Consider the following 13734-nt stretch of genomic DNA (forward strand, 5'->3'; position numbering starts at 1 on the left):
TAAATAAGGTTTTCTATGTCTAATCGTCTCTTTGCTGACCCGTCTTTCCCGGCAGTTCCAGTTGTCGGAACCGACGATCTCTATCCGGTTCACCGTATCTTCTGCGTGGGTCGCAACTATGCCGACCACGCCAAGGAAATGGGTGTTGAGGTCGATCGCGAGACTCCGTTCTATTTCCTCAAGAACCCGCTGGCTTTGACCGCCAATGGCTCGTCGATCCCTTATCCGCCGGGCACCGAAAACTACCACTACGAAATGGAATTCGTCGTGGTCATCGGTAAGCCGCTGTTTAAGGCGTCTATCGATGAGGTCAGTGATGCGGTGTTCGGCTACGCCTGTGGCCTCGACATGACCCGCCGCGACCTCCAGCTCGTCGCACGCGCCAAGGGTCGTCCGTGGGATTTCGGCAAGGATTTTGAACAGTCAGCTGTTTTGACAGCGATCACCCCGGCTGCGGAATTCGGTGCGATTGGCGAGCAGTCGATCTGGCTCAAGGTCGACGGCGAAACCCGCCAAGACGCAAAGCTCTCCGATCTGGTCTGGTCGGTTCCAGAGCTGCTCTCGCACCTTTCGCACTACTATCACCTGCAGCCCGGCGACGTGATCTACACGGGTACGCCTGCCGGTGTTGGCGCTATCGTTGCCGGTCAGAGCATCGAAGGTGGCGTTGAAGGCCTCGAGCCCATCAGCCTGAACATTCTAGCCGCTGAATAACGCAAACCGCTCGCGGGCCGACCGGCTCGCACCGCACCACAAGGTTTTTAGCCTCGCCCAACGGCGGGGCTATTTTTATGGCGCGGGGGTTTTTCCACGCTGCGTGATGTTTGTGCGTCAGAAGGTCTCGGCGCGGGGCGCTGTCGGCCGAAAACATGAACCACTGCATCATGTTATCAACAATCATTTCAAAACCAATGGCTTAAATCGTCCAGACTGGGGCTTGGACTCGGCGGCGAATGGCACTAGAGCACGCAAATCTGAGTTCCTAAATCAGGTTTGTATTATGCGTCTCCCCTTCGCACACTCCCTTACGCTCGCAACTGCCATCGCTTTGATCTCCACCCCGGCTTTCGCCGATCGTAGCTTTACCGATCAGATGGGTCGTGAAGTTGTTGTCGCTGATAAGATTGAGCGGTCGGTCGTTCTCTTCCATCAGGCGCTCGATGTGGTTGCACAGCTGGATGCTACAGCGCAGGTGGCGGGCGTTCTGGTTGATTGGGACAAGCGCCTGAGCCCCGGCTTCCGCAAGATCACGCCCGAGTTCATCGACATCGCCAAGCCAGGCGAATTGCGCGCGGTGAACATGGAAAGCCTGCTGGAGCTGGACCCAGATCTGGTGATCATCCCGCACTTTATGGATGCGGCCGTAATCAAGCAGCTTGAAGACGCCAATATCCCAACCATCGCGCTCGCCTTCGCGGACCTGCCGGAAAGCCAATATGGCAAGACCGACCCAGAGCTGGAAGACGAGAAGGCCGCCTACACCGCTGGTGTGACCGGGGCTGTGGAACTGCTCGGTGAGATTTACGGCAAGGAAGAACAGGCCGAAAAGCTTGTTGCGGCGATGGCAAAGGGTCGTGCGATTGCGGATGAACGCACTGCAGGCATCCCTGAAGAAGATCGCACCCGCGTCTATCTCGCCTCGTCCGAAACCAGCACCCGTGGCGCGGGCAAGTATACCGGCCTGATCATCGAACAGGCGGGTGGCTTTAACGTTGCTGGCGAGTTGCACGGCAATGCGACCGTGACCCTTGAGCAGGTCCTGGCGTGGAACCCGGAAGTGATCATCGTCGAAGAGCGTTCGGTGGAAGCCTATGAGGCGATCACCACCAAGGCCGAATGGGCCGAAATCGACGCCGTCAAGAACGGCAAGGTCTACCTGCTGCCAGAATTTGTGCGCCCGAATGGCCATCCGGCACCGGAAAGCCTCGGCCTCGGCGAAGCCTATCTCGGCTCGCTGTTCTATCCAGAACTCTATGCCGATCTCGACCTAGAAGCGATGGTTCAGGACTACTACCAGACCTTCTACCGCATCGGTTACGCGCGTGACTAATCGCGACAGCCTTGTGCGCCGGACTTTGTCCGGCGCCGCCTTGCCGATCACCTGCGTTTGCATGATCGCGGCGAGCCTTTTCGCCATGAATGCAGGCCGCTACGGCATTCATCCTGTTACTGTTATCAAAGTGATCCTATCGCGCTTCATCGACATTCCCGTCGATTGGAATGCGCGCGTAGAAACGGTCATTTTCAATATCCGCCTGCCGCGCATTGGCGTGGCCTTGCTGGTTGGCGCGTGTCTGGCGTCGAGCGGCGTGAGCTTCCAAGGCGTCTTCCGTAATCCGCTGGTCAGCCCCTTCCTGCTCGGCGTTTCCGCCGGTGCCGGTTTTGGTGCGGCTGTGGCGATTTTGCAGGGCGGCGGCACGCTGACCATTCAGCTTTATGCCTTTGCCTTTGGCGGGCTGGCAGTGATTGCCGCTGTGCTCTTGGCGCGGCTTTATAAGAATTCCAACACGCTGGTGTTGATCCTCTCCGGCACGATTACGAGCTCGGTGTTCACCGCCCTCCTCGGCCTTCTGAAATATACCGCCGACACCGAGAACAAGCTGCCGGTGATCGAATATTGGCTGCTCGGCTCGCTCTCCGCGGCTGGCACGGATGCGTTCATCAATATCGCCGTGGTGGCGATCCCGGCGATGGTGCTGGTCTATCTGCTGCGCTGGCGGCTGAACTTGCTCACCTCTGGCGATGAACAGGCGCAGCTGCTCGGCGTGAACGTCAAGCGCGAGCGCATTTTGCACATCACGCTTGGCACTCTGCTCTGTGCGGCCGCAGTTTCGACCTGCGGGATCGTCGGTTGGGTTGGGCTGGTGGCCCCGCATCTGGCGCGCATGATTGTCGGCCCCGACCACGTCAAACTCATTCCGATGTCCATGGCCCTGGGCGCGACGTTCTTGCTGATCGTCGATACGCTCGCCCGCACCCTTGTCATGGCGGAAATTCCGCTGGGCATCGTCACCGCCCTCGTCGGCGCGCCGTTCTTTGCTGTCCTGCTTGCACGTAGCGGAAAGGGTTGGTCATGACCGCCCTTGGCCTCAGCAAAGTCGCCACCGGCTATGGCAAGAACGTGCTGGTCCGCGACCTCAATTGCGAACTCGCAAAAGGCGACGTTCTCAATATTCTCGGGCCCAATGGCGTTGGTAAAACGACGCTGCTGCGCGCCATCACCGGGCTCTCCAACCCCATCAGTGGCACTGTGACACTGCTCGGCAAGCCGCTGAAAGACATGAGCATTCGCGATCGTGCCAAGGCCATTGCACTAGTTTCGCAGAGCGAGAACATGACCTTTGCGCTGACTGTGCGCGAAACCGTGCTGACAGGGCGCGCACCGCATCTGGGGCTGTTTGAACGTCCGGGCAAGAAGGACGAGGAGATCGCCTCAGCGGTGCTCGAGGTGATGGGCGTGGCCGATCTCGCCGATCGTGAACTGCCATCACTTTCGGGCGGTCAGCGGCAGATGGTGCGTATTGCCCGTGCGCTGGCCCAACAATCGCAAGTGGTGGTGCTCGACGAGCCGACGTCGCATCTCGATATTGCCAATCAGATGCAGGTGATCGCCGCAATCCAGCGCCTGCGCGAGCGTGGCAATACCGTCATCGTCACCACCCATGATCCAGAGCATGCCTTAGTCTGCGGCGGGCAAGTCTTGGTGCTGTCCAAAACACGCGGACCGGTGTTCGGTCCGGTCAGCACGACCCTTACCGAGCAGTTGCTTGAAGACACGTTCTCAGTGCCGGTTTCGAAATCCGTCACTGCCGATGGCGACGTTCTGATCGCGCCTAAATACACTCAAATTCTACGAGAGCTTTCACAATGACCAAAGCGCCAGTGGTCCTCCTGCACAATGGAGACGGAGGCGTTGCCTCCAGCTTTGAGCCAAGCGTTGCGGCCGGTGATCTGCGCTGGCTGCGTCAATCCGATGTTACAGCGGATGATCTCGCCGACGCCCAAGGTCTGATCCTGCCGCTCGCGGTCGATCAGATTGCCCTGATGGAAATCAAGCCTGCGCTAGAAGCGCTTCTGGATCGTGGCGGCCGCATCGCCATCATGTGCCATATGCTGCGGCCCTTTATCGATGGTCCGGGGATTTTCGTGCCGATGAAAAAGCCGAAGCGTCCAGACTTCAATCTCTTCCGCCTGCGCGAGCACGCCATCTTTGCTGACGTGCCCACGGAAGCGCTTGAGTCCAATAAGGGCGTGGTGGGCTTTTATGGGCGCGGCCACAACCCTATGCCGGAAGGGGCTGAAGCCATTCAGGTTTTTGGGGAGCGACAGGTTCCGGTCGACTGGATTTGGGAGCGTCCAAAGGGGGGCGTGGTGTTCAACCACTCCGGCAATGACCTTTGGGTGGTGGGCAACCAGCCCGATGCGCGCAAGGCAATGGCACCCAAGCTCGTGGCTTGGTGTAAGGGAGAGATGTAATGGGCGTTGTGTTTGTAAACTCCGGTGCCTGCTTCCAGCTCGAATGCCTCGAAGGCCCGCGCTTTCGCGAGTATTTTGATCTGGCCTTGCGTCCGGAAGAGCTCTCCGCCGAAGCGCTAGAAGGGCATGATGTGCTCATCATTCCATGCCACACGCCGGTGCATCGCATCTTGGCCAAGCAGCAGGTTCTACTCGATTTTCTGGAGCGTGGCGGGACGCTGTTCGCCAGTGGCCGCAGCAAGAATGAGCAGTGGCTGCCAAATGTCAGCTTTGACCCCTGCCCGACCAATTTTTGGTGGTGGCTGACGCCGGGTGAAACGCTCGGGACAGAAATCGCCAAGCCTGAGCACAGCCTCTTCCAATACATCGACCACAAGGCGATCACCTGGCATCTGCACGGCTTCTACAATGTGCCAGAAGGCGCTGAAGTGTTGGCGACTGGCCCTGACAATCGGCCGATCCTTTACATCGACGATGTGACGACCAAGGGGCGCATGATCATCACGAGCCTTGATCCATTCTCGCATCACGGCCGCCATTTTATGCCGTCGGCCACACGATTCTTGGATGGTCTGCTTCCCTGGCTGCGCACGAAAGACGCGATCCGCGCCCGCTAACGCATAAACGACCCCGATTGAGCGGCGCATTCTGCGCTGACCCGAGTCATTTTGGGCGCTGTGACATTCCTGTGATGTCGTAGCGCCCAAGTTTCTTTGGGGCTAGGACTTCACCCAAAAAGCCATGCGCACCAAAGAGGTGGCGCTAAAAACGCCCAAAAACACGCACTCAACCCCGACGAAAATACTTTCTTGTCAGTAGAAAGAAAGTATGAAAGATATTTCCGATCTGTGGGGGAATTGGGCTGTGAAAAGCACGTCCGGGAAATTGCTGACTATGCTGCGCGATGGCGGTGCACAGTCACGTGCTGATCTGGCAAGGGGTATCGGTGTCTCCGCATCGGTGCTGACCAAGCTGGCGGCCGCATCCATTTCCCGCGGTCTGGTTTTAGAAGCCGACACGACAGCGCCTAGCCCAATGGGCCGTCCCCCATCCCTGCTCGCGTTCAACCCCAGTGGCGCTTACGTCATTGGCGCCAATATTGGCTATGGACGCATTAGCGTTGCTTTGGTGGACTCTGCCCTGACCGTGCAGCAGACAGCCAGCGCCAACTTCGATCAGACGAAGACGACAGTCGACGACATGATTGATTTGGTGAGCAAAATTTCTAATAGGCTCATCGAAGACAGCCAGCTCCCGCGCACCAGAATAGCCGGTGTTGGTGTGGGCGTTCCGGGTAAGGTCGACGCGGCCAAGCGCTCAAATCTTTATTCGAAACTCGAACGCTCTGGGCAAGCAGTGCCCTTCGCGGACCGTATCGAACAGAGACTGGCTTTGCCGGTCGTGCTCGAACACAACGCTTCGGCCATTGCCTTGGCGGAAGCCATCTATGGCGCCGGGGCGGGCAATGCTTCGGTTTTGCATATCTATATGCGATCCGGTCTTGGCGCGGGCCTTGTGCATTTCCGTAATGGCGAAGCCAATTCGCCCGGCCCAATCGAAATCGGTCATGTGGTGGTCGAGCCGCACGGCCTGAGCTGTGTGTGTGGCACACGTGGCTGTCTGGAAGCCCGCTTCTCTGAACCGGCGCTGTTGTCGGCGCTACAACTCGATCACGTCCCCGAAGAGGGATTGATCGCGGCTGCACGCGCCAATGCTGAGGTTTGGGCCCTGCCCTACGAGCAATTCGTACAGACCCTTGCCACATCCATCACCCTGCTCGGCCCCGATCTGATTTTGCTCGGCGGCCATTTGGGCGAGGCACCACAAGAATTCATCGATCAGCTCAAGTCTGATCTCACCCCACGTCTGATGCGCCAGTTTGAAGGCGTTCGGATCGAACGTGCTCACTTAGTGCCCGATGCTGGCGCCCTTGGGGCTGCCTGTGTCGCGCTCGAGAAATATGTCTTTGAAGGATAGTTCAATGGGAGATACCGAAGCTGCGCCTCCAGCGCGTAAATCAGGCTTCACCGTGGACAGATCAGCTGTGATGCTGACCACGCTGTCTATCTCTGGTGGTCTGGCTCTCTGGTGGATTGCTACGTCGCTGACCACCACCCCTTTGCCCGGCCCCGTAGAAGTACTCGAACGGTTCATTCGCTCGTTTAGCTCTGGCCAGTGGTGGGTGGACGTGCGCGCGTCGCTGACACGCGTTCTCACCGGCTTTGCCCTTGGCGTACTCCTTGCGATCCCCGTCGGGTTCTTGATGGGGTGGTATAAGGTTGCGCGTGGTCTGATCGATCCTTGGATCCAGTTCTTCCGCGTGATCCCACCACTGGCGATCATTCCGCTCGCTATCGTGACCATGGGCATCGACGAAACGCCCAAGATCTTCGTGATCTTCTTGGCCTCGTTCCTGTCGTCGGTTGTTGCAGCGTATCAGGGCGTGATCAGCGTCGATAAGACCTTTATCAACGCAGCCCGCGTTCTGGGTGCGTCGGACTGGGTCATCTTCACACGCGTGGTTATCCCAGCATCGACACCGTTCATTCTGGTTGGTTTCCGTATTGGCCTCGGCTCCGCATGGGCAACCGTTGTGGCCGCAGAACTGATTGCAGCGCAGGCGGGCCTCGGCTTCCGCATGCAGCAGGGCCAGCTCTACTACGATCTGCCGGTCATCTTCGTATCGCTGATTTCTATCGGCGTACTGGGCCTGATCATGGATCGCGTCGTCAGCTTCACCGAGCGCAAGCTGACCGTCTGGCAGGAAAGAATCTAAGCATGTCGAACACGCAAGACGTCAAAATCCGTTTTGAGAATGTTGGCCGTGAATTTGGCACCGATAAGGGCAATTTCACCGCGCTGCAAAATCTCAATCTCGATGTTTACGATGGCGAGTTCATCACCGTTGTAGGGCCTTCCGGTTGCGGCAAGTCCACAGCCATGAACATTGTGGCCGGCCTGCTCGATGTCACGAGCGGCCAGTGCCTCGTTGACGGTGAACCCGTCAACGGTCCGGGCCCCGACCGTGGTGTGATCTTCCAGCAATACGCGCTGTTCCCATGGCTCACCGTTCGCGAGAACGTTGAGTTTGGCCTCAAGCTCAAGGGCATCGACAAGGCAGAGCGCCGTCGCATTGCGGACCACTATATCGGTCTCGTGGGCCTCAGCGACTTCGCCGATGCGCTGCCCAAAATGCTCTCGGGCGGCATGAAGCAGCGCTGCGCGATTGCTCGTGCCTATGCGGTGAACCCAAAGGTTCTGCTGATGGATGAGCCTTTCGGTGCGCTCGATGCGCTGACCCGCGTCCGTATGCAGGATCAATTGCTCGACACCTGGTCTAAAGAACGCCGCACGGTGATGTTTATTACCCACGACGTTGACGAGGCCGTCTATCTCGCCAATCGCGTAATCGTCATGGCTGCCCGTCCGGGCCGCCTGCAGGAGGTCATCAATGTTGATCTCCCCTACCCGCGCAATGACGAACTGCGTCTGTCGCCAGAATTTGCGGAAATCCGCAATAAGGTTTGGCACGCTGTTTACTCGCAGCCAAGCCATTCATAAGAAAACTCAAGGGAGAGTGATGATATGAAAAAGCGTAGCTTTATCAAGTTGATGGCAGGGATTGCCCTGACCGGCGTTTGCCTCGTGCCCGTTTCGGCTCAGGACCTGACCCCAATCCGCATGGGCTATATCGCTGACTACTTCGGCAGCAGTGTTGCAGCAATTGCGACCAAGCAGGACCTGTGGACCAAGCATGGTCTTAAGGCTGATCTGAGCGTCTTCACCAACGGCCCGATCCAGGTTCAGGCTCTTGGCGCTGGTTCGCTTGACTTTGCTTACATCGGACCAGGCGCTCTGTGGCTTCCTGCTTCCGGTCAGGCCAAGGTTATCGCGATCAACGCGCTCGGCTCGACCGACCGCGTTATTGCCCAGCCAGGCATTGAGTCGATGGAAGACCTTCGCGGCAAGCGCGTCGCTATCCCAGAAGGCACTTCGGGCGACATGCTGATGCGCCTCGCGCTTGAAGAAGCAGGCATGACCCTTGCTGACATCGAGCCGATCATGATGGACCCAAGCACCATCGTGACCGCATTTGCCTCCGGTCAGGTCGATGCAGCTGGCATCTGGTACCCATTCGTTGACATCATCCGTCAGCGTATTCCAGAGCTGAAGGAACTGTCGTCCAACGCCGACTTCTTCCCGGCTGTGGCTTTCCCAAGCTCGTTCATCGTCTCCAACACCATGGCTGAAGACGGCGACACCATTCGCAAGGTCAACGCGGTAATCAAGGAAGCCATCGACTTCCGCCGTGACAACCTCGACGAGTCCGTCACCATCACCGCAGATTTCCTTGGCGTTCCAGTTGAGCCATTGCAGGCAGAAGCTTCGCTTGCGACCCAGCCAAACTCGGAAGAGCTGGTTGGCCTGACCATCAATGGTTCGGTCAATTCCTGGCTCGACACCATGGCGCAGCTCTATGTGACCTTCGGCAAGGTTGAGAGCGTTCAGCCAGCGTCTGAATTCTACCTCGGCGATTTCTACGCCAAGTAAGCCCATCGGCTGAAATCCACACGGTCTTCGCTGCCTTCATCGGCAGCGGAGACCCAGACTGTCTCTCTTTTTGGATACTAAGTTGATGACGACAACTCGACCCAATATCGTGTTCATCATGGCCGATGATCATGCTGCAAGCGCAATCTCTTGCTATGGCTCGGGCCTGAATGCCACGCCCCATATTGATCGGCTGGCACAAGAAGGCATGCGTCTCGACCACTGCTACGTCACCAACTCTATTTGCACACCAAGCCGCGCCTCGATCCTCACGGGCACGTATAACCACGTGAACGGCGTCACCACGCTGACCACCGACCTCGATAATCGCTTGCCGAATGTGGCGCGTTATCTGCAGGCGTCGGGCTATCAGACCGGCATGTTCGGCAAGTGGCACCTCGGCGAAGGCAAGGCTCACCAGCCCACCGGCTTTGATCAATGGTCGGTTCTTCCGGGCCAGGGCGACTATTTCGACCCGGTCATGATCGACAGCAATGGGCCACATGTTGAGCCCGGCTACGCCAGCGACATCATCACCGACAAGACAATCGCGTTTATGGAGCAGTGCGACCGCGAGCGCCCGTTCTTCGTGATGTGTCACCACAAGGCGCCGCATCGCCCATTCGTGCCGCATCCGCGCTATCGCGAGCTTTACACCGAAGATCTGCCGATCCCAGAAACTTATGACGACGACTATTCCAACCGCGCTTCGGCGGCGGAACTGGCGCGTATGCGGGTTCGTCAGGACATGACCTACGAAGACTTGGGGCTGGTACAGCCTGAGGGCGGCGACGAAGTCGGCAGCGCTATTCGCAGCGAAAACGGCGCAATCAGCCGCAACGTTCCCGATCTGGAAGACGTGTCCGGCCTCGTACTGATCTGCAAGGACACTGGCACCAATTTCACCTTCAAGACCAAGCGCGAACTCGATGTGTTCAAGTATCAGCGCTACATCAAGCGCTATCTGCGCACGGTCGCGGGCATTGATGACAATGTTGGGCGCCTGCTCGACTATCTCGACAGCAATGGCCTGACCGAAAACACCATGGTCATCTACACCTCCGACCAGGGCTTCTTCCTCGGTGAACATGGCTGGTTTGATAAGCGCTTCATGTATGAAGAGTCGCTGCAGATGCCGTTCGTCATCCGTTACCCAGAGGGTATTGCGCCACAGTCGGTGACCAAGCGCATCGCATCGAATGTCGATTTTGCCCCGACATTCCTTGATTACGCTGGCGTGCAGATCCCGAACTTCATGCAGGGCGTCAGCATGCGTCCGATCTTGGAAAAGACCGACGATGCGAGCTGGCAGGATCTGGCCTACCATCGCTATTGGATGCACAAGGACTATTACCACAACGCCTTTGCGCACTACGGCATTCGCGATAATCGCTACAAGCTGATCTATTGGTACAATGATGCGCTCGACCAGCCCGGTGCATTCAATGGCGATGAGCCACCTGAATGGGAATTGTTCGACTGCCAGAGCGACCCGAAAGAACTGGTCAATCTTGCCAATGATCCGAAGTATCGTGAGATTTTCCTAGCCATGCTGGAAAAGCTGGATCACAAGATGACGGAAATCGGCGATATCGCAGAACACGATAGTGCCGCTATACGCGTCCAAAGCTAAGATGATCCGTCGCCCATAAAATGAGCCAATGTTGCCGCCCGCCATCGCCGAATGCCACTAGTCTCCTCCCGGAGCAGACGACTGCCACCACAGTCTCTGCTGCCGAGGTTTCGGTCGGCGTCGTAGCGATTGCGGGCGGCAAGAGTTTTGTCGGCACCAACACACCGGCCATTGAGCAGGATGGTGAGGGGCCGCAAAGAAGTGTTACCCTCGCCCCATATGGGATCAGCGCCACTACGGTGACGAACGCTGAGTTTGAGCGATTTGTCGCCGCCACAGGCTATATCACTGAGGCCGAGCGCATCGGCTGGTCGCCTGTTTTCGACAGCTCCCGCGAACACCTTGCGCACGCCGCCTCGGTGGGCAATCAACTGCCGTGGTGGAAGATTGTTGAAGGGGCACGCTGGAACCACCCAGAAGGGCCGCAGTCGGATCTGCGGGACCGGGAAGATCATCCTGTCGTGCAAGTCTCGTGGAATGATGCGAACGCTTATGCCCGTTGGGCGGGTGGGCGACTGCCCACCGAGGCGGAGTGGGAACATGCAGCCCGAGGTGGCGCACATCCACAGCGTTTTCCCTGGGGCGATGCAGAACCAAGCGACAGCGATATTTACTGCAATATCTGGCAGGGCAGCTTCCCGCGGCACAATAGTTTGACCGACGGCTATCTACTGACAGCGCCCGCAAAGAGCTTCGAACCCAATAGTTTGGGGCTCTACAACATGGCGGGTAATGTTTGGGAGTGGACGCAGGACGCGTTCAAAATTCGCTCTCTGAGCAAGTCGGCCAAGCTTCGCAATGCCAGTGCGGCACAGCACAAAGAGAAAGTACTCAAAGGAGGTTCGTTCCTTTGTCACATCTCCTATTGCTACCGCTATCGGATTGCGGCACGTATGGCCATGTCGCCGGATAGTGCGGGATCAAATGCAGGCTTCCGCCTTGCATTTTCGAGCCGCACGTGATGTCCAGCACACCTCGCATGTTTATCGCTCTCGAGTGGTTAGCCTCGGCGCTTTAAGCGCCTGTTTTTAATATCGTCCCCGGTGCGCAATGCCCATCTATCTGCCTATCGCTGAACTCTCCGTCGATCTGTTTTTCCTGATCGGTATCGGTGCCGCGATCGGCTTCATTTCGGGTCTGTTTGGTGTTGGCGGCGGCTTCCTGATGACGCCGCTGCTGCTGTTTTCTGGCGTGCCCGCCGCAGTTGCCGTTGCTTCGGTTACAGCGCAGGTTGCCGCTTCCTCAACGTCCGGGGCAATTTCCTATTTCCGCAAAGGCGGGATAGACTTCAAGCTTGCCGCCTATCTCGTTGGCGGGGGCGTCGGCGGATCGATTGCGGCTATCGGCGTTCTGGCTCTGCTGCGCCAATGGGGTCAGGTCGATTTCTTCATTGCTATCAGCTATGTGGTGCTGCTTGGTTTTGTCGGCTCGTCCATGCTGTTTGAAAGCGTTCGCGCGATCATCCGCGCGCGCCGCAAGGACTATGTGCCGACGCCGAAGCCACAGGGTTCGTCCTGGTTGCAGCGCCTGCCGCTGCGCACACAATTCCCCCGCTCAAAGCTCTATATTTCCGTCATTCCGGTGATCGGCATCGGCTTTTGCGTCGGCATTTTGGGCGCGCTGCTCGGACTGGGCGGCGGCTTTATCCTCGTCCCTGCCCTCGTTTACCTGTTGCGCGTTCCGGGCAATGTGGTCATTGGCACCTCGCTCGTCCATCTGCTCGTGGTCATGCTCGTCACCTGCGTGCTGCAGGCCGTGACCAATCAGTCGGTCGATATTCTCCTCGCCTTCTGCCTGATGGTGGGCAGCGTGGTTGGCGCGCAATTTGGCGCCTCCGCTGGTCAGACGATCAAGGGTGAGCAATTGCGGGCGCTGTTGGCTCTGCTGATTTTGCTGATTGCGACGCGCTTCGGCTTTTCGCTGTTCACCATGCCAGCCGACCCGTTCACCGTCACAACCATTGGGTTTGGAGAAACACTGTGATGTTCTCCCGCCTCCGAAAAACCATCGCCGCCACACTGCTGATTATCGCTGCCGCCACAGCACCCGTCGCAGCGCAGGGCCTGGTTCTGGCCAATTCGGACCCCGTCGTTGCCGTCCACTCCAATTTTGCAGGCCAGAGTTTTACCCTCTTCGGCGCGATCGACCCGGCTGCGCACAATCTTCCCGCTGACACCAGCTATGACGTCGTGATGGTGATCAAAGGTCCACCGCATGACCAACGTGTCAGCATGAAGGGGCGCGAGCTTGGGGTGGTGCTGACCACCGACATGACGATGTATAAGGGCGTCCCAAGCTATTACGCCATTTTGTCCAATCGACCGCTCAACGTCATCCTGCCGGAAGGTTTGAACGAGCGGCCTGACTTCAGTCTGCTGCGCGTCGTGGAAGCCTCCCATCTGTCGGGACCACAAGAGCTCAACAGCGAGTTTGTGCGGATCAAAACCAAGGGCGGCACCTATAGCGAGAACGCTATGGGCGTGGTGTTTCTCTCCCGGACCGGCTTTGCCGCGCGCATCTCCCTGCCCTCACACGTCTCCAACGGGCTCTACATTGCGCAGGCCTATCTCTACGCCAATGGCGAGCTCATAACGGAAACCACCACGCGATTTGCGGTTCGCACCGAAGGGTTCGAGCGCATGCTGGTGGATAGCGCACGCAATCACTCTCTCCTCTACGGTCTCGCCGCAGCATTCCTCGCTCTGTTCACTGGCTGGCTCGGTGGCGTTGTCTTCCGCCGCTAAACGAGGCTTCGTTTAGGATCTACGACTTAGCTCCCAAAGAAAAATGCGGCAAGCTGGCCACAAGACAGCGCGCAGATGACCGCGTGCGCGCCCGGCGGCCGAATTGCGACCTCGCGCGTTGCGCGGAAAACGCAGCACCCCTCTTTTACTAATATATCAGAGCCTTCCGGAATGTGCATTTCTTCGGCACTTTCGTGTACCGACAGACAGGCTGTCTACAGCTAAACTGCTGGCGTTTGGCGCGCTGTGACGCTGACAAAGTCCAGATATCCGCGCTTCTGCGAGGGGCAGAGCATCCATCAAATCAACGCGACTTCCCCATAGACACCT

At 58.0% G+C, this 13734-nt stretch carries 14 protein-coding genes; all 14 read left to right on the top strand.

Features of this window, described 5'->3' with window-relative positions; translation table 11 throughout:
* The first annotated feature begins 15 nt into the window (after positions 1-15).
* The 14 genes from JHL21_RS16660 to JHL21_RS16725 all read left to right on the top strand — a co-directional run bounded on the left by JHL21_RS16660 (position 16) and on the right by JHL21_RS16725 (position 13404).
* Positions 16-714, top strand: coding sequence for a fumarylacetoacetate hydrolase family protein (locus JHL21_RS16660; protein ID WP_169196270.1), 699 nt, complete (start codon positions 16-18; stop codon positions 712-714).
* 286 nt (positions 715-1000) lie between these two features.
* Positions 1001-2050, top strand: coding sequence for an ABC transporter substrate-binding protein (locus JHL21_RS16665; RefSeq protein ID WP_200214762.1), 1050 nt, complete (start codon positions 1001-1003; stop codon positions 2048-2050).
* Complete coding sequence (locus JHL21_RS16670) at positions 2043-3077, top strand: iron ABC transporter permease (RefSeq protein WP_200214764.1); 1035 nt, start codon at positions 2043-2045, stop codon at positions 3075-3077. The genes JHL21_RS16665 and JHL21_RS16670 overlap by 8 nt, the downstream gene beginning before the upstream one ends.
* On the top strand, positions 3074-3871 hold the full coding sequence (locus JHL21_RS16675) for an ABC transporter ATP-binding protein (protein ID WP_200214766.1): 798 nt from the start codon (positions 3074-3076) through the stop codon (positions 3869-3871). The genes JHL21_RS16670 and JHL21_RS16675 overlap by 4 nt, the downstream gene beginning before the upstream one ends.
* Positions 3868-4476: a hypothetical protein gene (locus tag JHL21_RS16680; protein ID WP_200214767.1), complete on the top strand. Its 609-nt coding sequence runs from the start codon at positions 3868-3870 to the stop codon at positions 4474-4476. The genes JHL21_RS16675 and JHL21_RS16680 overlap by 4 nt, the downstream gene beginning before the upstream one ends.
* On the top strand, positions 4476-5093 hold the full coding sequence (locus JHL21_RS16685; RefSeq protein ID WP_200214769.1) for a hypothetical protein: 618 nt from the start codon (positions 4476-4478) through the stop codon (positions 5091-5093). Before JHL21_RS16680 ends, JHL21_RS16685 begins: the two co-directional genes overlap by 1 nt.
* A gap of 211 nt (positions 5094-5304) precedes the next feature.
* A complete protein-coding gene (locus tag JHL21_RS16690) occupies positions 5305-6453 on the top strand; it encodes an ROK family protein (protein WP_200214771.1) in 1149 nt (382 codons plus the stop codon).
* A gap of 70 nt (positions 6454-6523) precedes the next feature.
* On the top strand, positions 6524-7252 hold the full coding sequence (locus tag JHL21_RS16695) for an ABC transporter permease (RefSeq protein WP_182395948.1): 729 nt from the start codon (positions 6524-6526) through the stop codon (positions 7250-7252).
* Between the two features lie 2 nt (positions 7253-7254).
* On the top strand, positions 7255-8037 hold the full coding sequence (locus JHL21_RS16700) for an ABC transporter ATP-binding protein (protein WP_169196262.1): 783 nt from the start codon (positions 7255-7257) through the stop codon (positions 8035-8037).
* Between the two features lie 24 nt (positions 8038-8061).
* On the top strand, positions 8062-9027 hold the full coding sequence (locus tag JHL21_RS16705; protein WP_200214773.1) for an aliphatic sulfonate ABC transporter substrate-binding protein: 966 nt from the start codon (positions 8062-8064) through the stop codon (positions 9025-9027).
* An 85-nt stretch (positions 9028-9112) separates the two neighbouring features.
* A complete protein-coding gene (locus JHL21_RS16710) occupies positions 9113-10660 on the top strand; it encodes a sulfatase (RefSeq protein ID WP_200214775.1) in 1548 nt (515 codons plus the stop codon).
* Between the two features lie 20 nt (positions 10661-10680).
* Positions 10681-11622, top strand: coding sequence for a formylglycine-generating enzyme family protein (locus JHL21_RS16715; protein ID WP_200214777.1), 942 nt, complete (start codon positions 10681-10683; stop codon positions 11620-11622).
* A gap of 88 nt (positions 11623-11710) precedes the next feature.
* Positions 11711-12643: a sulfite exporter TauE/SafE family protein gene (locus JHL21_RS16720; RefSeq protein WP_200214778.1), complete on the top strand. Its 933-nt coding sequence runs from the start codon at positions 11711-11713 to the stop codon at positions 12641-12643.
* Positions 12643-13404 carry a TIGR02186 family protein gene (locus JHL21_RS16725; RefSeq protein WP_200214780.1) on the top strand — a complete coding sequence of 254 codons (762 nt, stop codon included), beginning with the start codon at positions 12643-12645 and terminating at the stop codon, positions 13402-13404. The genes JHL21_RS16720 and JHL21_RS16725 overlap by 1 nt, the downstream gene beginning before the upstream one ends.
* Positions 13405-13734: the final 330 nt, after the last annotated feature.

The organism is Devosia sp. WQ 349K1, assembly GCF_016595685.1.
Classification (GTDB): domain Bacteria; phylum Pseudomonadota; class Alphaproteobacteria; order Rhizobiales; family Devosiaceae; genus Devosia.

Excerpts from the sequence above, each read along its gene's own strand:
- JHL21_RS16660 (WP_169196270.1), top strand. The coding sequence starts at position 16 with ATGTCTAATCGTCTCTTTGCTGACCCGTCTTTCCCGGCAGTTCCAGTT.
- JHL21_RS16665 (WP_200214762.1), top strand. The coding sequence starts at position 1,001 with ATGCGTCTCCCCTTCGCACACTCCCTTACGCTCGCAACTGCCATCGCT.
- JHL21_RS16675 (WP_200214766.1), top strand. The coding sequence starts at position 3,074 with ATGACCGCCCTTGGCCTCAGCAAAGTCGCCACCGGCTATGGCAAGAAC.
- JHL21_RS16680 (WP_200214767.1), top strand. The coding sequence starts at position 3,868 with ATGACCAAAGCGCCAGTGGTCCTCCTGCACAATGGAGACGGAGGCGTT.
- JHL21_RS16685 (WP_200214769.1), top strand. The coding sequence starts at position 4,476 with ATGGGCGTTGTGTTTGTAAACTCCGGTGCCTGCTTCCAGCTCGAATGC.
- JHL21_RS16690 (WP_200214771.1), top strand. The coding sequence starts at position 5,305 with ATGAAAGATATTTCCGATCTGTGGGGGAATTGGGCTGTGAAAAGCACG.
- JHL21_RS16695 (WP_182395948.1), top strand. The coding sequence starts at position 6,524 with ATGCTGACCACGCTGTCTATCTCTGGTGGTCTGGCTCTCTGGTGGATT.
- JHL21_RS16700 (WP_169196262.1), top strand. The coding sequence starts at position 7,255 with ATGTCGAACACGCAAGACGTCAAAATCCGTTTTGAGAATGTTGGCCGT.
- JHL21_RS16705 (WP_200214773.1), top strand. The coding sequence starts at position 8,062 with ATGAAAAAGCGTAGCTTTATCAAGTTGATGGCAGGGATTGCCCTGACC.
- JHL21_RS16710 (WP_200214775.1), top strand. The coding sequence starts at position 9,113 with ATGACGACAACTCGACCCAATATCGTGTTCATCATGGCCGATGATCAT.
- JHL21_RS16715 (WP_200214777.1), top strand. The coding sequence starts at position 10,681 with ATGAGCCAATGTTGCCGCCCGCCATCGCCGAATGCCACTAGTCTCCTC.
- JHL21_RS16720 (WP_200214778.1), top strand. The coding sequence starts at position 11,711 with ATGCCCATCTATCTGCCTATCGCTGAACTCTCCGTCGATCTGTTTTTC.
- JHL21_RS16725 (WP_200214780.1), top strand. The coding sequence starts at position 12,643 with ATGTTCTCCCGCCTCCGAAAAACCATCGCCGCCACACTGCTGATTATC.